This window comes from Microcoleus sp. Pol7_A1, assembly GCF_036701085.1.
Lineage (GTDB): Bacteria > Cyanobacteriota > Cyanobacteriia > Cyanobacteriales > Microcoleaceae > Microcoleus > Microcoleus asticus.
The window spans coordinates 19,549-43,398 of record NZ_JAUBQD010000025.1 but is presented as its reverse complement, the minus strand read 5'-3'; the positions used below and the strand labels follow the sequence as shown (position 1 = coordinate 43,398).

Annotated in this window: 22 protein-coding genes and 1 pseudogene; 8 read left to right on the top strand and 15 right to left on the bottom strand. The window is 46.5% G+C overall.

The features are described from left to right. Positions 1-128 precede the first annotated feature (128 nt). Complete coding sequence (locus tag QUA20_RS15835) at positions 129-1,259, top strand: FAD-dependent oxidoreductase (protein WP_333189755.1); 1,131 nt, start codon at positions 129-131, stop codon at positions 1,257-1,259. Positions 1,260-1,310: 51 nt separating this feature from the next. Further along, on the top strand, positions 1,311-1,793 hold the full coding sequence (locus QUA20_RS15830; RefSeq protein ID WP_333189753.1) for a hypothetical protein: 483 nt from the start codon (positions 1,311-1,313) through the stop codon (positions 1,791-1,793). A 5-nt stretch (positions 1,794-1,798) separates the two neighbouring features. Here QUA20_RS15830 and QUA20_RS15825 read toward each other — a convergent pair whose 3' ends face one another. The 4 genes from QUA20_RS15825 to QUA20_RS15810 all read right to left on the bottom strand — a co-directional run bounded on the left by QUA20_RS15825 (position 1,799) and on the right by QUA20_RS15810 (position 6,181). Beyond that, complete coding sequence (locus tag QUA20_RS15825; RefSeq protein ID WP_332957936.1) at positions 1,799-2,146, bottom strand: hypothetical protein; 348 nt, start codon at positions 2,144-2,146, stop codon at positions 1,799-1,801. Continuing rightward, positions 2,134-2,718, bottom strand: a complete 585-nt coding sequence (locus QUA20_RS15820; protein WP_333189751.1) for a hypothetical protein — start codon at positions 2,716-2,718, stop codon at positions 2,134-2,136. The genes QUA20_RS15825 and QUA20_RS15820 overlap by 13 nt, the downstream gene beginning before the upstream one ends. Positions 2,719-2,842: 124 nt before the next feature. After that, positions 2,843-3,259 (bottom strand): NUDIX hydrolase, encoded by a 417-nt coding sequence (locus QUA20_RS15815; RefSeq protein ID WP_172185421.1) that lies wholly within the window; start codon positions 3,257-3,259, stop codon positions 2,843-2,845. A 285-nt stretch (positions 3,260-3,544) separates the two neighbouring features. Next, on the bottom strand, positions 3,545-6,181 hold the full coding sequence (locus QUA20_RS15810; protein ID WP_333189749.1) for a M1 family metallopeptidase: 2,637 nt from the start codon (positions 6,179-6,181) through the stop codon (positions 3,545-3,547). 224 nt (positions 6,182-6,405) lie between these two features. Between QUA20_RS15810 and QUA20_RS15805 the strand changes: the two genes are divergently transcribed. After that, on the top strand, positions 6,406-7,488 hold the full coding sequence (locus tag QUA20_RS15805; protein WP_333189748.1) for a class I fructose-bisphosphate aldolase: 1,083 nt from the start codon (positions 6,406-6,408) through the stop codon (positions 7,486-7,488). A 157-nt stretch (positions 7,489-7,645) separates the two neighbouring features. Next, positions 7,646-8,527, top strand: a complete 882-nt coding sequence (cas6, locus tag QUA20_RS15800) for a CRISPR-associated endoribonuclease Cas6 (RefSeq protein ID WP_333189746.1) — start codon at positions 7,646-7,648, stop codon at positions 8,525-8,527. Here cas6 and QUA20_RS15795 read toward each other — a convergent pair whose 3' ends face one another. Then, a complete protein-coding gene (locus QUA20_RS15795; RefSeq protein ID WP_172185429.1) occupies positions 8,528-8,854 on the bottom strand; it encodes an antibiotic biosynthesis monooxygenase in 327 nt (108 codons plus the stop codon). It lies immediately after the preceding gene. A 429-nt stretch (positions 8,855-9,283) separates the two neighbouring features. On the opposite strand from QUA20_RS15795, the gene QUA20_RS15790 reads away from it, so the two are divergent. Both QUA20_RS15790 and QUA20_RS15785 read left to right on the top strand, forming a co-directional pair. After that, on the top strand, positions 9,284-9,751 hold the full coding sequence (locus QUA20_RS15790) for a response regulator (RefSeq protein ID WP_333189742.1): 468 nt from the start codon (positions 9,284-9,286) through the stop codon (positions 9,749-9,751). A 100-nt stretch (positions 9,752-9,851) separates the two neighbouring features. Next, positions 9,852-10,145 carry a DUF2103 domain-containing protein gene (locus QUA20_RS15785; RefSeq protein ID WP_015175787.1) on the top strand — a complete coding sequence of 98 codons (294 nt, stop codon included), beginning with the start codon at positions 9,852-9,854 and terminating at the stop codon, positions 10,143-10,145. On the opposite strand, the gene QUA20_RS15780 is transcribed toward QUA20_RS15785, so the two are convergent. Next, a complete protein-coding gene (locus tag QUA20_RS15780) occupies positions 10,134-10,760 on the bottom strand; it encodes a HEAT repeat domain-containing protein (protein WP_333189741.1) in 627 nt (208 codons plus the stop codon). The two genes, QUA20_RS15785 and QUA20_RS15780, sit on opposite strands and share 12 nt — an antisense overlap. Positions 10,761-10,958: 198 nt before the next feature. Beyond that, positions 10,959-12,674, bottom strand: coding sequence for a hypothetical protein (locus tag QUA20_RS15775; RefSeq protein ID WP_333189740.1), 1,716 nt, complete (start codon positions 12,672-12,674; stop codon positions 10,959-10,961). An 88-nt stretch (positions 12,675-12,762) separates the two neighbouring features. Between QUA20_RS15775 and QUA20_RS15770 the strand changes: the two are divergent. Beyond that, a pseudogene (locus QUA20_RS15770) lies at positions 12,763-12,987 on the top strand (IS1/IS1595 family N-terminal zinc-binding domain-containing protein); the annotation flags it as partial. On the opposite strand, the gene QUA20_RS15765 reads toward QUA20_RS15770, so the two are convergent. The 8 genes from QUA20_RS15765 to QUA20_RS15730 all read right to left on the bottom strand — a co-directional run bounded on the left by QUA20_RS15765 (position 12,879) and on the right by QUA20_RS15730 (position 20,400). After that, the gene (locus tag QUA20_RS15765; RefSeq protein WP_333189816.1) at positions 12,879-13,139 is read right to left on the bottom strand and encodes a hypothetical protein; all 261 of its coding nucleotides are present in this window, start codon (positions 13,137-13,139) and stop codon (positions 12,879-12,881) included. The pseudogene QUA20_RS15770 and the gene QUA20_RS15765 overlap by 109 nt on opposite strands. Before the next feature lie 258 nt (positions 13,140-13,397). Beyond that, a complete protein-coding gene (locus tag QUA20_RS15760) occupies positions 13,398-14,237 on the bottom strand; it encodes a HEAT repeat domain-containing protein (protein ID WP_333189739.1) in 840 nt (279 codons plus the stop codon). A 233-nt stretch (positions 14,238-14,470) separates the two neighbouring features. Next, complete coding sequence (locus tag QUA20_RS15755; protein WP_333189737.1) at positions 14,471-14,755, bottom strand: phycobilisome linker polypeptide; 285 nt, start codon at positions 14,753-14,755, stop codon at positions 14,471-14,473. A gap of 115 nt (positions 14,756-14,870) precedes the next feature. Then, the gene (locus QUA20_RS15750; RefSeq protein ID WP_333189736.1) at positions 14,871-15,740 is read right to left on the bottom strand and encodes a phycobilisome linker polypeptide; all 870 of its coding nucleotides are present in this window, start codon (positions 15,738-15,740) and stop codon (positions 14,871-14,873) included. A gap of 219 nt (positions 15,741-15,959) precedes the next feature. Then, positions 15,960-16,775: a phycobilisome linker polypeptide gene (locus QUA20_RS15745; RefSeq protein WP_333189735.1), complete on the bottom strand. Its 816-nt coding sequence runs from the start codon at positions 16,773-16,775 to the stop codon at positions 15,960-15,962. Positions 16,776-16,923: 148 nt separating this feature from the next. Next, entirely contained in the window at positions 16,924-17,412 is a 489-nt protein-coding gene (cpcA, locus tag QUA20_RS15740; RefSeq protein WP_172185445.1) for a phycocyanin subunit alpha, read from the bottom strand. A gap of 102 nt (positions 17,413-17,514) precedes the next feature. Further along, entirely contained in the window at positions 17,515-18,033 is a 519-nt protein-coding gene (locus QUA20_RS15735; RefSeq protein WP_015175794.1) for a phycocyanin subunit beta, read from the bottom strand. 1,161 nt (positions 18,034-19,194) lie between these two features. Continuing rightward, entirely contained in the window at positions 19,195-20,400 is a 1,206-nt protein-coding gene (locus QUA20_RS15730; RefSeq protein WP_333189734.1) for a transposase, read from the bottom strand. 324 nt (positions 20,401-20,724) lie between these two features. On the opposite strand from QUA20_RS15730, the gene QUA20_RS15725 reads away from it, so the two are divergent. Next, positions 20,725-23,547, top strand: a complete 2,823-nt coding sequence (locus QUA20_RS15725; protein ID WP_333189733.1) for a cation-transporting P-type ATPase — start codon at positions 20,725-20,727, stop codon at positions 23,545-23,547. The last annotated feature ends 303 nt before the right edge of the window (positions 23,548-23,850 follow it).

Sequence of the window (23,850 nt, the reverse complement as noted above, 5' to 3'; positions counted from 1 at the left end):
GATCAGCGAGATAATTTGATCCGTGCGCACCCTACTAATCTTTAGTAGGGTACTCCGTACACACTCAACGAAAAACTACGATAAATTTCTATAAAATCTAAAATCTAAAATCTAAAATCTAAAATTGAATGATTCGTGTTGCAATTATTGGTTGCGGTATTGTTGGGGCTTCGATCGCCTTTGAACTAAGTCAATTTCCCGAACTGAAAGTTACTGTGTTCGACAAACAGCCGCCGGCACAAGGTTCTACTGGCGCTGCCCTCGGTGTTTTGATGGGAGTTATCAGCCACAAAACTAAGGGCAGAAATTGGCAGTTGAGGGGAACTAGCCTTCAGCGCTACGAAACTTTGATTCCTGAATTGGAAGCAGTTACGGGGCGAAAAATTCCTTTTAACAAACAAGGAATTTTAATGCTTTGTTCGGCGGAGGGAGAGGATTTAAGTAAGTGGGAAAAGTTGGTAGCAACTCGCGAGTCTCAAGGTTGGAAATTAGAAATTTGGGATGTGGAGCGAGTGCGCGATCGCTGCCCTCATCTCTATTTAAATGATAAGATTATTGCTGCGATTTATTCGCCTCAAGACCGACAAGTAGATCCGACGGCGCTAACTTTGGCTTTGGTTGATGCTGCTGAACGAAATGGAGTGATTTTTGAGTTTGGGGTGGAAGTTGAAGGAATTACTCAGTTGAATTCTCAGGTGTCTCAGATTCAACTTCCATCTTCCATTACTGTCAATATGTCTAGTGGAACAGGCATCTTGCCTGTTATTGAAAATTTCGATCGACTAATTGTGGCGGCTGGTTTGGGTTCTGCTGCTGTGACTGCATCGTTAAATCAGTTGGTTGACATTCGCCCGGTGTTGGGACAAGCGCTGCATTTGCGATCGCCCAATCCTTTAGGAAACCGAGATTTTAGCCCGGTAATTACGTGCGATGACGTTCACATTGTGCCTTTGGAAAATCAGGAATATTGGGTGGGGGCGACGGTTGAGTTTTCAGAAAATGGTGGGGAAATTCAGGCAAATGCTGATATGTTGGGGCAAGTGATGGCAAGGGCGATCGCACTTTGTCCGGGCTTAGCAGAAGCTGAAATCATCAGGAAATGGTCGGGATTGCGCCCGCGGCCGGAAGGACGACCGGCACCAATTATCGAGACGCTTCCGGGTAACGATCGCGTTCTCATCGCCAGCGGCCACTATCGCAACGGTGTTTTGCTGGCCCCTGCAACAGCGCGATCGATTCGAGAAATGATTTTGCAATAATTAACAAATGTTAATACAATCAAGATAGCGATTCATATCTTACATCTCAATATGTCCGACAAACCTTTAGGTAAACCCCGCTCTTTGTGGCGAGTAATTTTGCTGTCTGCAGTCAGCTTGCTGTTATATTACGGATGGTACAAATGGATTATTCAAGAAGAATTGCGTCGCTATAACGGCAGCGGTTGGTCGGGAACTCTTTGCTTGCTTCCCTTTGTTTTAGGAGTAGCCGTCCCCCAAGCTTTGCGCATATTCGACCCTGACGTTCCCGGATGGTTTGGTTGGTTTTCCTTGCTCGGTATTGCTTGGATTTACATCGTGCAGTTCAAACTTTACAACACAGTTAACGAATTGTACCGCCAAGAAGGAATCAAAGAACCGCTAACAGTTTGGTGGATTTTTGTACCAGGTTTAAATTTAGTTGTCGGCTTGCGGCAAATTCATTTTTTGAGCCAGTTTTGGGCGAAAAAACAGGAAATTGAAGTTAAGGATAACTTAGCCGAAAGCATTCCTTTTCTGTCAGCTAACGCTTAAATAAATTAAGCTCCAATCGCTTGGCGCTGCGAGTAAATTTCTTCTATAAGCAGGTCACGCAGTTCATCCGCAATGTCCGTGGGAGGGTTGCCTGCGAGGGCGCGTCCAATCAGCCGTTCTGCTTCCCGGAGTTGGGCACACTCAATGGCAAGTACGGCGGCGCTCCGATGCAGTATAGAACGAGTAGGCTCAAAATCCCATTCGTTTGCTACTAAATCCGCTGCCGCCCGTTCTTTCGCAAAGGCGGCTCTGGTGAGTGCAGTCACTTGGTCGATATCACCGCACTGACGGGCGAGAACAGCTCGATCGACCAGTTCCATTGCTTCGTGGTGAAGGGCTTCTACGGTCTGCATTTTTTGACGATCCGTGCTTTGGGAGTACCGAACTCAATTACAGATACATAGCCAGGAGCTACGTCATCTGAAGGGCGGATTTGTTCTAATTTTATGTTAACTCTGGCTTGAATAATGCTGTCAGAACCTTTACGAATCCCGGAGACTTCTAAGCGGGCTTTACGCTGAAATAGCGTGCCTGGATCTTCGAGCGAACCAAGCCAAAAGTCAAAACCTAACCCTTTACCTTTGACAGAGCGTTCGATGATGGTGAGTCCAGTGAGGTGAGGCAGGATCAACGCTGCGATACCGTAGGCTCCATATTCAGTGGCAACTTCCCGATCGGCGTTGAAGCGACGGATGGTATCATCGATCGCATCCCATTGAATTTGGATTTCACAGGGTTGAATCCCCTCGATTGTCAGCTTCACAGGGATAGAGTGTCCTCCATCGTCGAGGCAAACGGCGGCTGCATCTGCACAGATGGCTCCGAAGGTGAGTGACCAGCCTGGACGTTCGGGCTTGTTGTCGCGCAGGTCATTGAGGGAGAGAATTTTAATCGGGTTAAGGTGGGTCATCAGAGGAGATGGCATGGCGATCGCATCTCCAGAATCTTACAGCATATAGTCTTCAGTCATTTTGTTCTTTTAGCGGGTTCACCCGAAATTATGGTTGAAAACCAAAGTATTGGTAAACCCGCCCTTACCGAGCGACTCTTCACCAGAACCTATTCTGCAAATCCGCTAAAATGAGTTTGAGTTCCGGTTCATTAACCCGCTTAATTGCTTTAGGAATACTTACCCACTGCCGCTTTCTCTTGCTAGCTTCCGGCCAAATTTCCAGAACTGCTTGCACTTGCATTAAAAATACCCCTACCTGCCAAGTACAGCCGGACTTTTGATACTCGTAAGTTCCAAGCAAATCCGGGAACACTTTACCCAACAAACCTGCTTCTTCCCAAGCTTCCTTGGCGGCGGAATCTTGGGGAGTCATGTCAGATTCAATTAATCCTTTGGGAATAACCCAGCGCTTGCTAGCCGAAGAAGTAATCAGCATTACTTCAATTTCTCCGTCTTCAATACGATAGGGAATTACCCCGGATTGTTCTACCAATACAGCGGTTCTTATACTCATAATTTCTGCAATATTTCTGGGTGCAAAAGCTGCTGCTAGTTCATCAAAGGTTTACAACTAAACAATAAAAATTGCCTCCAGATTCTAAATAATTCCCCACTTGAGACAACAAAGTCGAGAATAGAGATAGTTGGCTTTTCCCCTCTGTGGAAAATAGGAAATTCCCCTGCACTCCCACTGAACAATAATATTATTATAATAACCGGGCGCAATCCTCTACCGACAAGCAGATAAAAGCCGATCGACAATATCTGCCTTTAGCTGCGCCGGTATGCGGTTTTACGTCTAATCTTTCTTCGCCTTAGCCTCCAAATTTTCCATACGACTCTTCAAATCTTGATTCTCCTTTTTCACCTGGTCTAATTCTTCCCGCAACTGCTTTACCGCTGCATCAGAACCAGCATTTTTCTGCACTCTTTGCACAGCTTCATCAGCCATGCGGCGGACGCGGCCGTCGGGAGTTTGGTCAGCTAAAGAACCCAAAATGCGAATTGCTTTGCGAGTTTGCATTTGTCCTAATCCCGCTACTACAGAGACTTGAGTCAAGAAAAACGTCTCTTTAGATAATTCTGCCAATCGCTGCAAAATCCGTTCTAAATTGACCTTGGTTTGACCCGTCGAAATTGTGCCCAAAGAGCGAATTGCAGCCAAGCGCAAAGCTTGCGGAGTACCCGCAGCAGTGTATTTCAAAATTAGATTCAGCGCATCTTCAGAAGTTTTCATCTGTGCCAAACCAACGATCGCACCCGATCGCACGATCTCATTCCACCCCTGACGTTCTTTCAGCACGAATTTTAACTCTTTCAGTACCTGTTCGTCGGTCGGTTTTTCGTCGGGGTTAGCTGCTGATATTCCGCCAATAGCACTCGCTGCGGCTGCTTCTACGTAATAGCTGGCGTCGCCTTTTTCTAAGATCGATCTTAGCGCTTTATAAGTTTCGTGAGTTTTGATTTTACTCAGCGCCGCCACCACAGCACGGCGAACGCGAGCATCTTTATCTCTCAAACCAGTTACTAAACCTTCAAAAGCTTGGTCAAGTTTAATTTCTACTAACTCACTGGCAACTTCCGCCCGCACAGCCCAGAACGGCTCTTTCTTGAGAACTTCTGACAGCGTTTTCACCGCTTCCAGTCCTCCCTTTTTCGCCAAAGCGTGGGCAGCATAAATCCGAGAAACCGGGTCGGGATCGAATTGCAACTGAGCTTTTAGTTCCGCAACTCCATATTCTAAAACAACTGTTTTTAAGTATTTATTGCCGACATCAAAACTGATAAATGCAGGCTTCTCCTCTAGGGGGAAATAGAAGCTTTGCTCGCGTTCGTAGACTCGCACTGTAAAAGTTTTTAGGTTCGGGGTTGAAGGCGCAGAACTGTCATCGTATGCCTCTTTTTCCGGCTTGTAACCGAAGCCGATCGGAATTTTCAGATCGAATAAATCTTTCCTGTTACCGTTCCCGTTGTCATTTTTGCTATCTTTTACCTGGGTTTGGGTAACAGTCACTTTTGCTAATTTGCTGTCGCCATCCCAGGAATAAGCAACTTTGTAATCTGGATGACCGCCGCGATAAACGTACTGGTCAAACAAAAACATTAGATTGCGACCGGTAGCCTTTTCTATCGCCCTCAGCAAATCGATCGTTTCTACAGTTTTGTGAGCGTTATCCCGCACAAAAGTGTGAATTGCTTTGTAAAATAATTCGTCACCCAACTCGGCGCGAATCATGTGATAAACGCAAGCGCCTTTTTCGTACAAATGGCGATCGTACAATTCGATTGCTTCGCGGTAAACGTGAGTAACGATCGGGCGGCGGTAGCGGGAACTATCTTCAGCTAAATAATTGCGGGCTTCATTTAACATATAGTAAGCCGCGTCTTCTTTGCCATATTCTTTGTCAGTCCACAGCACCTCGGAATAAGAAGCCATGCCTTCTTTGATCCAAGCGTGAGACCAATGTTTAATTACTACTAAATCGCCGAACCACTGGTGAGCTAATTCGTGGGCGACTAAGCTTTCAGTACCTCGATTGTCGAGAGTGGCGCGTTCGTCTAGCAAGCACCTATCTGTTAGCAAAGTTGTCGAAGTATTTTCCATACCGCCGAAAATGAAATCATCGACGCAGACTTGAGCATATTTCGGAAAAGGGTAAGGATAGCCAAATGCTTCAGAGAAGAATTCAATCATTTGAGGCGTTTTGCCCATGCTGCGCCTAGCGTCTGCTTCGCGGCTTTTTTCAACGTAATAATTAACTGGTTTGCCGTTCCATTCGTCTTTGATTTCTGCGAAATCTCCGACTGCTAAAGTCATTAAATAGGTCGGGTGTACCTGGGTTTGCGACCAGTGATAAATCTTATCGTCGCCATCGTTTTTTGTGCTAATTAATTCGCCGTTGGAAATGGCAAAAAATTGTCTGGGAACTTGCACTCTAATTTCGGAAGTTGCCAACTGTCCGGGATAGTCGAAACAGGGAAACCAGAAGCGGGAATCTTCGTCTTCGCCTTGAGTCCAAACTTGTGTTGGTTTGTCTGGATAATTTTTGTCGGGGCCGACGAAATAGAGACCGCGCTGGGGTTTTTCGACCCAGTATTCGATCGCAATAGTAATTGGTTGGTAAGCTTCTGTTGGTTCGTGCAGTTGAATTTGCAGCACTTCGCCGTCGCTCTCGAAATTTTGCTTGGTTTCACCAACTTTTACCGATTCAATGTTCAGGTTTACCGCATCTAAGGTTAATTTGTCAATGCCGCTGCGGACTGGATTGATGCGGATGCTGCAAGTGCCGCGAAAGCTTTGTTTGGGAATATTCAGCACTAAGTCGAGAAAAATATGCTCTACTTGACCGGGGCGATCTGGATTGTAATGCGGTCGAGCACCGGGCATCTCGAAGGATTTGTGACTGTTTTCAGAATCAAAGTAAGTATTTGACATTGTGATGGCAAAGTTGTGAATCGATCGGCGATCGCTGGCAGCGCAGATCCGGCTGAATTGCCAGCTTATTATAGAGTAGCGCGTCCTAGTTGCTGTTGTCGCTAACTTGTTAAAAACTGGGTCGATCGTTGCCGGGATGGAAAATAAGATTTTTTCGCTACAATATCAGCAAGGCTAATGTCTGCAATCATCAGCCTGCAATTGAAATAGAGAGGGAAATCTGCATGACAGCTACACTATCAGTTCCCAGTTCGCTCGAATCTTGGCTGGGCGACGAAGCCGAAGACTTGCTCACCCATCAAGCGAAAGTTCCTAAAGATTTGTTGCACCTGCCGGGCCCGGATTGGGTCGATCGCATTTTTGCTCAAACCGATCGATCTCCTCAAGTTTTGCGATCGCTTCAGCAACTCTATTCTAGCGGACGCTTGGCAAATACCGGCTATTTATCTATCCTGCCGGTAGACCAAGGAATCGAACACTCGGCGGCCGCTTCTTTTGCACCGAATCCCATCTATTTTGACAGCGAAAACATCATCAAACTAGCAATTTCTGCAGGCTGCAATGCTGTCGCGACAACGCTAGGAGTTTTGGGAAGCGTATCTCGCAAATACGCGCACAAAATCCCTTTTATTGTCAAGCTCAATCACAACGAATTGCTGACTTGTCCCAATCAATACGACCAAATAATGTTTGCTTCTGTCGAACAAGCTTGGAATTTAGGAGCAGTTGCAGTGGGAGCAACAATTTATTTTGGTTCCCCGGAATCGACGCGACAAATCCAAGAAGTCAGTCAAGCTTTTGCCCACGCTCACGAATACGGAATGGCGACAATTTTGTGGTGCTACCTGCGCAACGATATCTTTAAACAAGACAAAGATTATCACCTTGCAGCGGATTTAACCGGGCAAGCAAATCACTTGGGAGTTACAATTCAAGCTGACATTATCAAGCAGAAATTGCCCGAGTGCAACAACGGTTACGAAGCAGTTGCTAAAGCTAGCGGTCACAGTTACGGCAAAACCGACAAGCGCGTTTATTCGGATTTGACAACGGAGCACCCGATCGATCTAACTCGCTATCAAGTGCTCAACTGTTATGCGGGAAGGATGGGTTTAATTAACTCCGGCGGTGCTTCCGGGAAAAGCGATTTTGCTGAAGCAATTCGCACGGCGGTAATCAACAAACGCGCTGGTGGCTGCGGCTTAATTTCCGGTCGCAAAACTTTTCAGCGTCCTTTTGAAGAAGGTGTAAAATTGTTCAACGCAATCCAAGACGTTTATTTGTCGCCAGAAATCTCGATCGCCTAAAAACTCATAGTGCAGAGATTTGCCTCAATATCACAACCTAAACGTAGGGTGCGCACTGCGCACCTTACCTGATTAAAATTCCTTAATATAAGTTGCAACTTAGCTGTAATATTAATACTAGCTGAACACATATAGAGAGACAGTATTTAATTTTAAAATGCCCCACAGCCTTGTTTTAAACCTGCTGCCAGTTGCACCAATTCCATCTCAGTTTTTAACGGGACGGCATCTCCACGCTTTATTTTTGAACCTTGTGAGTGCTGTAGACAGCGATTTGAGTGCGTACCTGCACGATCAATCTCATGAAAAAGCTTTCACTTTAAGCCCTTTTCAAGTAAGCAGAAAAGAGGCTTACAAAAGCAGCACGCCGCAGCTACAAAAGAGAGTTTGGCCTCCTGCTTCCCGCACAATTTCGCAGGCTGTACAGTGGGACTACAAGCAAGCTATTCAGGAAAATACGCCGATTTGGTGGCGAATTTCTCTGCTGGATGACGGTTTGTTCGATCGCCTAACTCAACTTTGGCAGCAACTCAATTTCGATCGCCCTTGGCATCTTGGCCCGACAAATATATACATTACTAATATTTTGAGCGAACCGCAATCAAACCAGCCGTGGGTTAACTTTTGTACTTACGCCGAATTGTTCGATAGAGCTTCGGAAACTGAGCGCCAAATTGCTTTTACTTTTTGCACTCCTACTAATTTTAGGCAAGGTGTGTACGATAGTGCTATGCCCACTCGTGAGAGTATTTTTGGCAGTTTAGTTAATCGCTGGAACAAGTACAGCAGGATTGCGATAGAACCTACTTTCACCGAAGCTATTTTCCCCAGTTTCTTCGATATCCGAACAGAAGTTAGTACGGATTCTCGAAGTAAATTTATTGGCTGCGTCGGCGATATTAGTTATCGAATTATGGGAGATATAGCTCCTGATACTATCAAGCAAATTAACACTTTAGCAGATTTTGCGCTTTACAGCGGAGTCGGGCGAAAGACGCCGATGGGAATGGGAATGACGCGCAGGTTGCAGGATTTTTAATCATTTACTTTTAGGCTGAATTTCACTGACGATTTCATAAACATCAGTGTCTGGAATTTTGGCAAACAAAGGCGTCATCTGTTTCAATATTTCCTGATAAGCTTGGCTTTGATTGGCGGCCATCTCTTCTACGCTTTCCCAAAAAATGATGGCAATACCTTTGTCTGTATTGGGCAATTGCAGCAGGTATGCTCCCTTAAAACCTGTCGCATAAGTTGCAACAGCTTTTTCAAAAAGTTCTTCTGCTTCTTTAAATTTTCCTGGTTTAAATTCGCCAATGGCAACGTAAGCAAACTGATGTCTGAGAAAGTCTAGAAATTCTGACATATCCTTTTCCTCAACAAATCGCGATACAGCAAGGTATATTTTACCCGATCGCCAGAAATTTGTGAAATTCACAGTTTGTAGTTTCGCGCTCAGCTCATCGGCGGATTTATTAATTACACGTAGCTGCGATCGCAACTCAAATAGAAGCTTTTTGAGTTAGCCGGCTGCAATCTCTATTAAATAAACTGTTGAACCCAAGATTTTAGGTCTTCACAATGCTAGGTACGCCGGAGCGATTTCGAGCGCTAGTACAAAAGGTAAAGCTGCTGATAGATCGAATAAGCGTGCGTAGCTGCGATCGCAGGCTTTGAAGTAAAAAGTAGCCCGTAAAAAGTGGGTTTTTGCAATAACCCTATTGAATTTCTTAAAACTCAAATGCCAGAATCATAACATACAAATATAAACAAAGTAAAGAGGAAAGTACAACAAATGAAAAAAATATTAGTCATAGAAGACGACGACTTAATCCGAGAAACCGTATTAGAACTTCTGAAATCGCGAGGTTTTGAAGCTGTCGGCGCCGAAAACGGAGAAGTCGGTATCGAGTTAGCTGCCCAAATTCCCGATTTAATTTTGTCTGATGTCATGATGCCCGAAGTAGACGGTTTAGAAGTTTTCGCGGTTTTGCGATCGCAACCTGCAACCGCCAGCATTCCGTTTATTTTTATGACTGGTTCAGAAATGGAAGGGGTTCTAGAACTTAAAGCAGACGGCTATATCAAGAAACCTTGCAGCGCCGCAAAAATACTCGGGGCGATCGCCGCTCAACTAGAAAAACCGACAATTACCAACCCACAACATCAAAAAGTACAGGACAATTTTGCACCATCAAATCTCAGCTTGCGCGGCTGGAATCAAAAATTTCGATTTGAGATTGCGTGGCTTTGCTCGCAATAACACGCACAGTAACGTTATTGATACACAAGTTGAGGGAATTTCAAACTGCTTCCAGCCAGAGGTGGCTTAGACTGGGTATGTTGAATTTGGTTAAAAATTTATGAACGCACAACCCAAAGGCCGCCTAGTTTGGAATCACTCTACCCACCTTCCCGGTTTGATACCAATTTTAGAGCGCCTCACCCTAAAAATGGGCATTCAAACCGTTACTCCAGGCGTCATCAACAAAGTTAAAGGACACATCCCCCGCATGACATTAAGAGTGTCAGTACCGATCCGCGGGGGATTTAAAATCATCGCCAGACAGGGCAAAACCGTACAAGAAGTCTTTATATTAACCACTCTCAGTCAAGGGGACTTGGAAGAGACGATCGCCCAAACCCTAGCCAAGTGACAATTTTTGCTTAGCAAGCAAAGCCCGGGCCCTAACTGAAGCAGTTTCATCGGTTTGGGCGATTTCCTCAAGCCTGGCCGAAACTTCCGCTAACCAATCGGGTTTAACAGCCGCAGCACCCGCCAAAGCTTGCAAACCCCCCGCTGCTGCGTAGCGAACCACCCATTCAGGGTCTCGGGACGCTTGCTGCAGCGTTTTCACAGCGCGAAGTTGAGCATCGGCAATTTGTTCTGCCGGCATCAGTTCCCAGCAAATCGTCCCCAAACCCCTAGCCGCCGCCCGCCGCACGCTCAAAGCAAAGTCATTCGCCGCTGCATCGAGCAAAATCTCCAAACCCCTGGGGTCGCCAATTCCCGCCAAAGCCCGAACAGCCCAAGCTCTCGCCCCGTAATTGTAGCCGTCAAGCTGTTCTAGAAGCGGCAGCACCGCAGCTTCCCCGAGTTGAATCAGCCCGTCAACGGCGGCAACAGCAGCGCCTGGGTTGTTGTAACCGAGCACTGTAATTAAGGTAGGAATTGCTTGTTGTGAGGAAGCCGCCGCCAGTGCTTTGACTGAGTTTAACAAGCCCTCGGAAGAATCTGCTTGTTCGACAGCCTGAATTAGTTCTAATGCCATTTATTTGTAAGCTTTACCGTGACCATTTTAATTGTAAGTTGGGTCGATCGCGCGATCGAACTTTTTGCAGCGTGGGTGAGGCGCGGCGATCTACTTGAAAAGCTTAGCCTACTCAAAGTAGGACAGTCTTGGTTAAAGAGTCGAATCGGCAAAAAACTCGACTCGATACCCGCGCTAGGAGGTCTTGCGCTGTGCATCCTAACCGTCTTGGCGGTTTCGATAAAACTTAGCCCAAGCATACCGCTGCGGATCTTTTTTTAGCAGATATTCCACAACTTCCCGACGCTTCCCATTTTTAGCATTTTTGACAACCCGCTTCATTTCCGCATCCTGATCTCTGGGTGAAGCACCGCGTTTAATTGCCTCGTTAAACCAACGCTCACCCTCTAAAAATTGACCCCGCTCAAAACAAATAGCTCCCATCAAAGTGTAAGGATGATGACTCTGAGGCTGATACTCAATAGCTTTTAGCGCACACTTTTGTGCATCATCTAATTTATCAATATCTCGAAAAGCACCGCCCCTAGTTGTTAGCAAAGCTGACTTGAGCTTATTTTCTTTTATTTTGTCGAAGTCCAGATTTTCTGTCAGCTTCAATGCACTTCTCGGTTGCCCTGCCTTGCGCCAATGACTGCTAGCATTAGGCAACTTCCATTTATTTCCAGTATTCTTGTACTCCTGTTCATAAAAAAGTGCTTCGATTTTGTGGTAAGCTGTAAAAATCTTGCCAGAGAACAGTCTCTGCCCTTGATCTCGGCGTTGTTCCTGCCACCCATAATAGCTATTGCTCGGTTGAGATGCTTCAAGTTTATTCTCCTCAAGCCAAGCAACATCTGTTGGTTCCAGTCGCTCTCCTTTATCCAGTTTTTGCAGAATTGCGTACAATGGACTAGAAGGTGTTTGATCTTTATAGTCCGAGACTTCATACTTAGACTTCAGAGCAGCAAATCTCTTTTTTTCGGCAAAAGTAATTATGTCTTCACGTTTATTCTGTTTGATCCAATCAAAATCAGCCTCACTCAACGGCTCTCCCGATTGGATTTTGGATTTCAGACTAGCAACATAGTTTTCAATAGCAAAAGTAATTACATCATCACGTCCATTCTGTTTGATCCAATCAAAATCAGCCTCACTCAACGGCTCCCCAGATTGAATTTTGGACTTGAGACTAGCAGCAAATTTGTCAAGCGCCAGAGTAATTGTCTCAGTCAGTTTACGCTTTTTCAGAAAGTTAATATCCGGCTCACCTAGCTGATTTTCTAAATCAATTTTTTTGAGAACTTTATACAGATGGCTAGAGAGGGATGAATCCTCAGATTTATTAGCTTTATACTTAACTTTCAGCTCAGCAAAGTGCCGTGTTTGTTCAATCTCCAAAACCATGCTAAGCGTTTCGCTCAGTTGATGCTCTTCCAGCCAGTTAAGTTCTGACTCGCTCAACTGTATATCTGCATCCAGGTTTTTCAGGATTTTATAGAGTGGACTAGAGGCAGATAAATCCTGGTGAGCCGTGGCTTGATACTTATTCTTTAGCTGAGCAAATACAGTTTTTTGTAATGTATCTCGTTTCTCGATAATAGCAAGTGTTTCTAACAGGTTTTCTTCTTTCAACCATTGACAATCTTTAGGGCTAATTGGCTGGTTTTTGTCCAGTCTCTTCAGAATTTTATAGAGATTGCTAGAGGGGAATGAATCCTCATAAGTAGTAGCTTTGTAACTGAATTTCAGTTGAGTAAACTCCTGCATTTGCCGATAGATATCTATCGCTTCATAAAACCGATAGAATTTCATCCATTCCTGCTCTGACCAACTCAGTCCATCTCCTCTGTCTATTTGGCAAAGGAGGTCATACAGACGATGAGAGATAGATGAATACGAGCGACTAACTCGGTATTTTTTCGCTAGTTCAGCCAAGTGTATCTCTTTTTTTATTTGGTAGTCCTGCATCGCAAGGAAAATGTGTTATAATTTTACTCTTTTAACCTACCTTCAATTTTAGCTTATGAACTGTCCCAAGTGCAACTCTGAATACATCTTGAAAAGTGGTCGCACTCGCTCCGGCAAGCAAAATTTTAAATGTCGAGATTGTGTCAGACAATTTGTCATGACTTCCAGACATCAACCGATTTCAGAAGCAACAAAAGAGTTGATTGATCGACTTTTATTAGAAAAGATATCTCTGGCTGGGATTGTGAGGGCGACTGGGGTTTCGGAACGGTGGTTACAATAATGTAGGCTTTCTCTAGGGATCTTCATAATTGACTCCAGCGTGCCACATATACTAGAAAGAGGAATTCCCCGATATTTATTTCCTTTATGAGTTGCTGTATATTTGACCACTAGGAATGCAAATTCTGCATAAAAATTTTGATCTTTCATAACAGCTACTACCCTCAATATTTTTACTCAAAACCCATGAAAATTAATACTTAAAGCCTCATTCCTCATTCCATCAAATCATCAGCCACCAGTTCACCCTGAGAAAAGCGAGAAAATAGCAGTTCTCAATTACCTGAAATACAGATATGGGGTAGGGAAACAGCACTGCTTTGTCCTGAAATGTGCTGTCTCCTGAATGTACGGCAGACAATTGAGAATCGCTACAGCAATCCTATTTGAGCTGTGAACTAATTTTTTTTAAAGTAAACTATCCATTAAATCCATAACCCGGATAGCATCATCTGATAAAGATAGTGATTCTTGTTGATTTAGGTGATGCTCCAAAACTCCTTTCAGCGCAATCAATTTTAGGCTATTTTCTGCTAAAGTTTCAGAAATAGCTTGCGCTCCGGGCAAATAGCCGATCGCCCCCAAGTCCATCAAAGCCGATCGCCTCAACTGCAAATTATCCCCATTCAAAGCGCTTACCAACCGCTCTCCGTAAATCCGCTCACCAGTTAACTGATACATCGCCCGCGCCGCAGCGTACTGCACCCGCTCCACAGAATGTTCTAAAAAAGGTGAAATTAGCGGTATTGCTTCTGTCGCTTGCAGCGTTCCCAAAGCTTCAATTACCGAGTCGTAAGGTTGCACGAGGTGCGATTTTCCTGGCACTCGCACAGCAACAACTACGCCCCCATCCAATAACTTCATTAGCGGCCCAATAGAATCGCGATCGCCCAGCATTTCTAGAGCTTGAGCCGCCGCTTCCCGCACGTAATAATCGGCGCATTCTAAACAGCGAATCAGGGCCGGCAAGGCTTGTTTGTCGCCCAATTTACCCAGTGCCCGCGCCGCATTTCGCAATAGGGAATAGTCGCCGATTTTTGTTTGTTCTGATTCTTCTTGCAATGCGGCAATTAAAGCTGCAATAGCTGCCGGTTCCTTGACTCGAAATCTGCCAACCCACCAAGCAGCATAATACCGGAGACTGTAATCTTGGGAGTGCAAATTTGCGATCGCCTGTTCCACAGTTAAAGACTCGCCCTCAGCTACACCCGCCGGCGGTGAGTCGGATTCGTAATAATCCATAGTCATTAGTTATTAGTTATTAGTTATTCGGCGATTAAATCGCTGTTATACAGACAAAACCTGCAAGGCAAGGGTTGGGGAAACTCGGCGATTAAAATCGCTAGTAAACAGACAAAACCCGCCTGCGCGGGTTACATTAACTCTTAGTCCGCTTGGAGTGGACTTTGTTTGTCTAGGAGCGATTTTCATCGCACCTTCTAGCCTGTGTCGGAGCGATTTTCATCGCCCCTCCCACCAAACTATTGGTGATCACTCGATGATTCATGGGATGATTCATGGGATGATTCTGCACCCGCGCTCCAAGGATGAATGCTGACAATTTTCCCGCCCATGCGAGTAATCCGCTGCATTTCTTGATTCATCCGATTGTAAGGCACGTTGATAAATGTACTCGCGCTCGATCTAATCGAATAATCCACATTATTTGTTTCATCGCTTTGGCGCAAGCCCACAACTTCATACCGAAAGCAGCGACCAGCAGAAGCTGTATTGCCACTTTTTCCAGCTACAATTTGACCCAACATAAGCTTTTTGGTAATTGGTAATTCTGACTGTTGACTGTTGAATGTTGACTGTTGACTGTTGACTAAAAGCTAGTAACTGCCAACTGCCAACTGCCAACTGCCAACTGCCAACTGACTAAATTGGAGTAATGCTGGCGATTTTCGCGCCCATGCGTTGAAATTTCTGCATTTGCGAGGACAACTCCTCAACAGGTACGATGAAAGCTTTGCTGCTGCGGCGCACGCTGGGATAGCCACCCGTGCGAATGCCCGAAACTTCCACGCGCACCAGCCGCCCTTCTTTGCCGTAAGCTGCCGCGCCGCCGAAAGTGCTGCTGGGAGTTACGTTTCTGGCAGAAGGCCGATATGCCCAACCTTCGTTACCGCCAGAAGGCCCAACTACAGCAGTAGCGGTGTTAGTGCCGAGTTCGACAGCTAAGCGAGAGTTATTGCCTTCTAGTTGAGATGTATCGCTGTTTGCATAGCCGCGATATAACCGGAACATCCGGGTAAAACCGACGGTTTTTTGCCCCCGCTGCGTGTTAAAGCCGCGGTAGTAAGGCACGATACTTTCGCCGAAGTTTTCTTGATACTCTACTGAATCGATGTAAGAATCAATATCAGCATCGTAGCCTTTTGTTTGGTACAAATCTAAGTGCTCAATTACTTCAGATTCGTCGTAGGTAGCGCGACCGAGCAAGTGTTTGTAGTTTAGTTCGATCGTCCGAGTTTGGAAACTGTTGTAGAAAAACTTGGTTTTGTACAGTTCTGACTTAGCTACAGCGCGTACAAATTCTCGTACACTCAAACTGCCGTCCCGCAGCAAAGACTCGGAACTTATAAGTCGCTCGGATTTCATTAAATAGTCGTTGCCCAACACCTGACGGTAAACCGCACGAATCACCGTTTCAACGTCGTCTTTGGTGTAGTTTGGGCGCAGTTCTACCTTCGGCGCATCGCTCAATGCGGATGTTCCCAGTCTGGACGCTGCTGTTGTAATCGCCACCAGATTTTCTCCTAAATTAATGACAAAAGTTTAAAGCTTTGTTGCACTTGAGATTTTTAGGACTAAGGCTAATATGTCTCAAAGTAGGGCGCGCACTGCGCGCCTGCTCAAAGTAGGGTGCGCACTGCGCACCTTACCTATACACATAAAATTGAAGAATTTTTTAGCCTTAGTCCTAATTTGCTAAAGACGTTTCAAAAAAACGTCAATACACAAACTTTAAGCTGTGGTAATACTTACCACTTTGCCGCCACGTTTGTTGATTTGCTGCAAGCGGCCCGAAAGTTGCTCGTAAGGCACGAGGTATTCGGTAGTAGTCCGCCGCACTTGGGGCGAAAAATTAGCCGAACCTTGCATTGCGGTGACTCGGTAGAGTTGGTCGCGAGAACCGCCGGACGTGCCGCCAAGGGCTTTTCCGGTGGAGGCCGTGTATATCGGCGAAGCCATATTTCTCGCTACTTCCCAAGTCAGCCGGGCTTGGGTTTGGTTTTGCGATCGATCGCTAGAAGCAAAACCCCGGTACAGTTGAAACATCCGGTTAAAACCGACGGTTTTTTGACCTCTTTGAGTCGCAAAACCCCGATAGTAAGGCACTACACTTTCGCCAAAATTTTCTTGATACTCAACGGAGTCAATGTAAGAATTGATTTCAGCTTCGTAGCCTTCTGCATTGTACAAATCAACGTGGAAAGCAATTTCCGACTCGTCGTAAGGAGCGCGGCCCAACAAATGCTTGTAATTAAGCTCAATTAACCGCGTTTGCGAGTTCGGATAAAAAAACTTTTTCCGATAGGTTTCGGAATGTGCAATTGACCGCACAAAATCTTTTACTGAAATCTGCCCTTGCAGCAGCAGAGATTCAGCACTGGTAAGTCGTTCGCTCGACATTAAATACTCGTTGCCGAAAACTTGGCTGTAAGCAGCGCGAATTACTGCTTTCGCATCGTCTTGCGTCCAGTGGGGGCGCAGTTCTACCCGTCCCGCTTCTTCAAATGCTTTTATTCCCAACCGTTCTGCTGCACCTAATCCCGCCATCTTTGCTTCTCCCTTTTTTGGTTTAAAAACTGAAAACTGCTTAAAAAAGTATTTGCAAAACTAGGCTTCGATCGCAGATGCCCGGAATTGTAAACAACCGCTAACACTTAAGCTAACAGCAGCTTACAATCCCGGGCATCACGCAAATCTAGCTCAGGGCGTTGATTGCGTAGTCGATGTAGGAAGTCGCTTCAGTTGCAGCGTCGCCACTCAGACCGTGGTTGGCTTTGATGTACTTGAGAGCTTCAACGTACCAGCTAGGAGACAATTCAAATGTCCGGTTGATTTCGTCAACACCTGCAATCAGGTACTCGTCCATCGGACCGGTGCCGCCTGCAACTAAGCAGTAGGTTACCATCCGCAGGTAGTAGCCGATGTCGCGAGCGCACTTGGCTTTACCGGTTGGGGTAGAAGCGTAGTTCGGGCCTTGCATTTGTTGCGTGTACGGGAATTTGTTGTACACAGCTTGAGCTGCACCGTCGATCAAGCGCTGAGAGTTGGCGGTCAACGCTTTAGCTGCTTCCAAACCTGCTGCTGCTTGGCGGAAACGGCCGAAGGCGACTTGCAGTTCTGTGCTGCTCAGGAAACGGCCTTGAGAATCGGCTGCGGTTACTGCTTCAGTCAAAGGGGTTTTCATTGTTCTGGTTTCTCCCTAATGTTGTGTTGTTTTTGTACAAAAATGATTGTTTGCAAAAATGCGATGCTCGCTTCTTTACAAGAAAGGTTCGCTTGGCTATTTTTAGCCGACTGCATTGGCAGCGCGGTCGAAGTAGCTGCCGATTTCAGACATCAGCGAGCTGCAATCACCACGGGTAACGCCGTTGGGGTCGTTAGCGATCGCGATTGCTGCTTCTTTCATTTTTTGCACGCCGGCTGCAACTGAGCCACCGGGAACTCCCAGAGCTTGGTATGTTTCGCGCAGACCGTTCAAGCAGCGGTCGTCCAAAACGCTGGCGTCGCCTGCAAATGTTGCGTAGGTGACGTAGCGCAAGATGATTTCCATATCGCGCAAGCAAGCTGCCATGCGGCGGTTGGTGTACGCATTGCCACCAGGAGCGATCAGTTGAGGCTGTTCGGCGAACAAGGTGCGAGCTGCATTGGCCACGATGGTGGATGCGCTGCCGGTGATGCGGTTTACTGCGTCAATCCGCTTGTTGGCGTCGGAAACCATGCTGCTGAGAGCATCGAGTTGACCCTGAGCTAGAAATTCGCCCCGAGCGTCAGATTGGGAAACCACTTTTGTAAATGCGTCAAACATGAAAGAACTCTCCTACTTGAGTTAATTGAGTTTGGTTGCGGTATAAAACCGTTAAGTTAAATTTGTTCAGGCTACGAGTGCCTGTAAGGGTTGAAATAGGATGCCAGCTAATCTGCTGCTTCCATCGAGTTCTCCCTTTCCGCTACCTGCACTATTGTTACATCGTAACGGACGTTTAAGAAACCTTAGAATTTTTTACATCTTTTATGAGATGCGACAAACCTTGTCAATCAGTGTTTTGTTAACTTTGGCCTGTCGTTTCAACCCTCTGATAATCTTTATACAACGCTCGCCCGCCTTTGTTTATTACAAATTATTACAGAAACTTATCTCTCTAAGAATGTAAACATCTCCGGGGCAAGTGCGGGCAAATCTCCTTCTGAGGGTAGATGCGCGAGGGTACCTCTAAACAAAGAGTTTGCTTCTATCGCCCTGCAGTGGGGGTGGAACCGCCCGGAACCGTCCCGTGGCCCGATCGCCTTTGTGGGCTTTCTCTGGAAAAGCCCAATTGTTAAGAAGTATTAAGTAAATTAAAGTTTTGGTAAAAGAAGGCTGGGGGAATAGGGAAAAAACCAAAAATTCTGCCCAATGTCAGGATGGCTGCAGAATTCGGTGCGGGCAAAATCCAAAAGATTGTGAACCCGCTCGCCACAGCCTCAGCTTTTGCCGGAAATATCAGCATTTAGTGACCAAACTCAGCGCTTGGAAGTTGAAAGACCCGGCCCGGTCTTTCATAACGCGGGGATTCTCTTGTATCATGGGGAGTCCTTGGACTTGACCCAAGACCAAGCATCTACTCTGTGCCCGCAGCGGTTGCAAAAAAACTTTCTTCATCTATCTGTTATATGTTCTGCTTCCCACAGAATAGTCCCACGCAAGCGTGTGGCAAGCTGAGCATTGTGGAGGGTGAGAAAACCAACATAGGCGATCGAGACCTGTCAACGCAGCGCCATTTTTCTTTTAACAACGGGAATAGATGGGTTCGGATACGAGCGTTTGATTAAGTTTTTTTTCAGGTAGGTTTTGACCTGCGGCGCAGGCTGGCATCCCCGGACTAAAATCACTCTTGCTCTCGGCTTCTTTTCTGTTGAATAGTCGAAGGAATTGCTAATTTTTAGTATTGACATCCTCCCCGGCGTGAACGCACGGGGATTCCAAGAATCACTTCTTGGGCTTCCTCTTTCCACGACTCGGCTTACATTGAGGAGTTACCTCACCAATGCAGAGGTCGATGTCTTCAGAGGCGTTTAACGTTCCCGTGTGTCCCACGGTACGGAGTGCTAACTCAAGTATGTTAATTGCCGCATTCCAGTCTCGGTCTAGTACAAAACCACAATGATGACAGCGATGTGTTCTTTGACTCAAAGACTTCTTGATGACTTCCCCACATTTGGAGCAGTTTTGAGAAGTGTAGTGCGGTGGTACCGCAACCGTTACCACACCAAACACTTTGCCAAAATATTCCAACCATTGACGGAAAGCCGACCATGCAGCATCAGATATAGACTTTGACAGCTTTCTGTTTCTAACCATGTTACGCACCTGCAAGTCCTCATAGGCAACCAAGTCGTTAGACTGGATGACGCATCTTGCTAACTTCACGGCAAAATCTTTACGCTGCCTACTTACCTTGAGGTGCTTTCGACTGAGGCGATTTCTCGCTTTGGCTCTGTTTTTCGACCCTTTGGTCGTGCGAGAAAGTTTACGACTAAGACGCTTGAGCGCTTTCTCGGACTTTCTCTGATGACGGGGGTTCTCGATTGTTTGACCGTCCGAATCGGTGTAGAAGTGAGTCAATCCCACATCCAGTCCAACAGTCTTACCCGTTGGCTTTCTCTTCTCTACCCGTTCTTGGTCAATGCAAAACTGAACGTAGTACCCATCAGCTCTACGAACAACACGCACTCGCTTAATCTGCTTCAACTGGTAGAAGTGCAGGTCACGAGTTCCCCACATCTTGAAGCTTCCTGCTTCAAACCCATCAGTGAAGGTGATAGTTCGTCTATCGAACGACAACTTCCAGCCCGTTGTTTTATATTCAACAGAGCCATGTGTTTGATGCTTCTTAAAGCGTGGGAAGCCTTTCTTCCCGGGCTTGTTTTTTTTGCAGTTGTCATAAAACCGAGCGATAGAACTCCAAGCCCGCTCAGCACAAGCTTGTCGAGCTTGGGAGTTAAGTTTGCCAGCCCAAGGGAACAATGCGGCGAGAACAGCGCAATAGGCGCTCAACTCGTACTTACCAATCCCCTTGTTGTCCAACCAGTATCTAAGGCAGCTATTGCGGACAAAGCGAGCAGTGCGAATGGCTTCATCGAGCCGCTCGTACTGCTGTGCAAATCCCTCTAGTTTTGCCTCAAAAACAAGCATACTTACGCTGACATAACTAGCGTAAGCATACCACCGTTAAAGAAAGCCGTCCTAGAAGGACGGGGCTTTAAACCCATTATTTTTGGTAAGGTGGATAAGTGCTATCAGCGGTAGGTCTACAAACGGCGCGATCGAGCAGCCAGACGCAATGAAGTTAAAAGCTTTTTGCTTCCCCGGCATCGAACCGCCCAAAACCAATCCCAAGTTAAACAGTTTTTTATTCAGAACTCAAAACTTAAAACTCTCTTACTGTAATCAGCCAGATGGATCGGCTGTAGCTGTCCGGCCGCAACCACCTTTATGCCCCATGACCGATCGTAATTTATGTCTTCAAATTCTCCCTCTTCTTGGCACACCGTAGCAATTGACCAAACTCTCCAGCAGCTAAGCAGCAACAAAGACGCTGGCTTGAGCAGCCAACAGGTGTCAGAACGCTTGCAGCAATACGGCCCCAACGAACTAGAAGAAACAGGAGGCCGCAGTCCGTGGTCGATTTTTGTCGATCAGTTCACCAACATCATGTTGTTGATGCTGATGGGTGTGGCCGTGATTTCGGCTTTTTTGGACATCAGGTCAAATACTTTTCCCAAAGATGCGATCGCCATTTTTGCGATCGTCATACTCAACGGCATTCTCGGCTTTTTCCAAGAGCAAAGTGCTGAAAAAGCCCTCGCAGCCCTCAAAAACCTTGCTTCCCCCCTAGTCAGAGTCCTGCGGGACGGCAAAACTTCCGACATAGCAGCCAAGGAACTTGTACCCGGAGATGTGATGCTGTTAGAGGCTGGGGTAAAAATAGCAGCAGACGCACGCTTGATCGAAACATCAAATCTGCAAGTCCGAGAATCTGCTTTGACGGGAGAAGCTCTAGCAGTTACCAAGCAAGCAGAGCTAGAACTTCCAGAAGATGCTTCCTTGGGCGATCGACTCAACCTGATTTTTCAGGGCACAGAAGTTGTTCAGGGACGAGCAAAGGCGATCGTCACCAACACCGCAATGCAAACTGAACTGGGCAAAATTGCCGCCATGCTTCAGTCAGTAGAAAACGAACCGACTCCCCTGCAACAGCGGATGGATCAGTTGGGAAAGGTTCTAGTCTCCGGTGCCCTAACCTTAGTCGCAATTGTCGTCATCGGCGGCATGATTACCTTCCAAAACGGCAGCCTCGGGTTCGATACCAGCAGGTGGGAAGATTTGTTAGAAGTTTCTCTGAGCATGGCTGTGGCTGTGGTCCCCGAAGGACTCGCAGCAGTCGTGACAGTTACTCTGGCACTCGGAACTAGGCGGATGGTGAAGCGAAACGCCCTGATTCGCAAACTGCCTGCAGTAGAAACTTTGGGCTCGGTAACTACCATTTGTTCTGACAAAACAGGTACTCTGACTCAAAATAAAATGGTAGTTCAGCTAGTGTCTACGGGCGACTGCACAGTCGCCGTCGCAGGCGACGGCTATGCGCCGATCGGAGATTTTACCGATCGCCTGACATCGGCCAAAATTAATAATTTAGAGGAATATCCAGAACTCGAATCTTTATTAATTGCCTGTGCAGTTTGCAACGACGCAGTATTGCAACAAGAACAGCAAGAATGGCAGATTTTAGGCGACCCCACAGAAGGAGCTCTGCTGTGTGTAGCGGGAAAAGCAGGCATTTATAAGGAAAAACAGTCTCAATTGCTGCCGCGGACGGCGGAATTTCCTTTTTCTTCCGAACGCAAACGGATGAGCGTAATTTGCGAAGTGCCGGGCCGATCTGGAAATTCGGGATTTCCCGCAGCACAAGGACAGCAGCCGAATTATTTGATGCTGACCAAAGGCTCTCCAGAGTTGACTTTGGAGCGCTGCAAAGGCATTATAGTCGGCGATCGAGTACAACCTTTAACCCAGGAAATGCGCGATCGCATCCTTGTGGAAAACAACAACATGGCAAGCGGCGGTTTGCGAGTCCTCGGGTTTGCGTACAAACTCTGGGAAAACATACCGCCCGAAGGTTCTGAGGAAACCAGCGAACAAGACATGATTTGGCTGGGACTCGTCAGTATGCTGGACGCCCCGCGCCCGGAAGTGCGGGAAGCTGTGGTGAAGTGCCGCGATGCAGGCATTCGGGTGGTGATGATTACAGGAGACCACCAGTTGACAGCAAAAGCCATCGCCTACGATTTAGGTATTGCAACAGAGGGCGATCGAGTTCTCACCGGTCAAGAATTAGAAAAGCTCAGCCAAGAAGAACTCAAACAGCAAGTCGAACAGGTTAGCGTTTACGCCCGCGTCTCCCCAGAACACAAATTGCGGATTGTCCAAGCTTTGCAAAGTTGGGGCAAATTTGTCGCGATGACCGGCGACGGAGTTAACGACGCCCCCGCCTTGAAACAAGCCGATATCGGCATCGCCATGGGGATTACCGGCACCGATGTCAGCAAAGAAGCTAGCGATATGGTGCTCCTCGACGACAACTTCGCAACTATTGTCGCCGCCGCTGAAGAAGGGCGAGTGGTTTATAGCAATATTCGCCGCTTTATTAAATACATTTTGGGCAGCAACATCGGCGAAGTTTTGACAATTGCGGCCGCACCTTTAATGGGTTTGGGAGGAGTGCCGCTGACGCCGCTGCAAATTTTGTGGATGAACTTAGTAACAGACGGCGTTCCCGCTTTGGCCTTGGCTGTGGAACCGGGGGAACCAAACGTGATGAAAAGGCCTCCTTTCAGTCCGCGAGAAAGTATTTTTGCGCGGGGTTTGGGTTCTTACATGATTCGGATCGGGATTATTTTTGCAATTTTGACGATCGCGATGATGTCCTGGGCTTACGGATATACCACCAACCCTAACCATGTTGGAGATCCGGAGGCTTGGAAAACAATGGTGTTTACAACTCTTTGTTTGGCACAAATGGGTCACGCGATCGCAATTCGGTCTAACACCCAGCTAACTATCGAGTTAAATCCCTTCACTAATGTTTTTGTGTGGGGGGCTGTAATTGTGACTACTATTCTGCAATTGATGCTGATTTACGTTCCGCCGCTGAGAGCATTTTTCGGCACTCATTATTTAACGGCGTTTGAATTGATGGTTTGCTTCGGTTTCAGCGCCCTGATGTTTGTCTGGATTGAAATGGAAAAACTGTTCTTGCGCTTTTACAAATCTAGAAAATAGTGTTAACGGCTGACGAATACTGAGCGATGTTTCATTATTAGCTATATCCCTCGCATTTGGCACTATTCTCTCTTCACATCCGCCAGGGGTTTCAACCCCTGGCTCACAGCCAAATTCATCGCTATGAAGACTCAATAGATTGTGTCACAATTAAACATTTATTAGTTCGTTATAATGTGATTGCGAGCGCAACGCTCGGCGAAAATCGCAATCGTAAAGGCGATCCGTGGCCAACCTGTAAGGTGCGCCCGGTCGTTCACCCTACGATGAGTGTATTACTAATTACCAATTACCAATTACTCA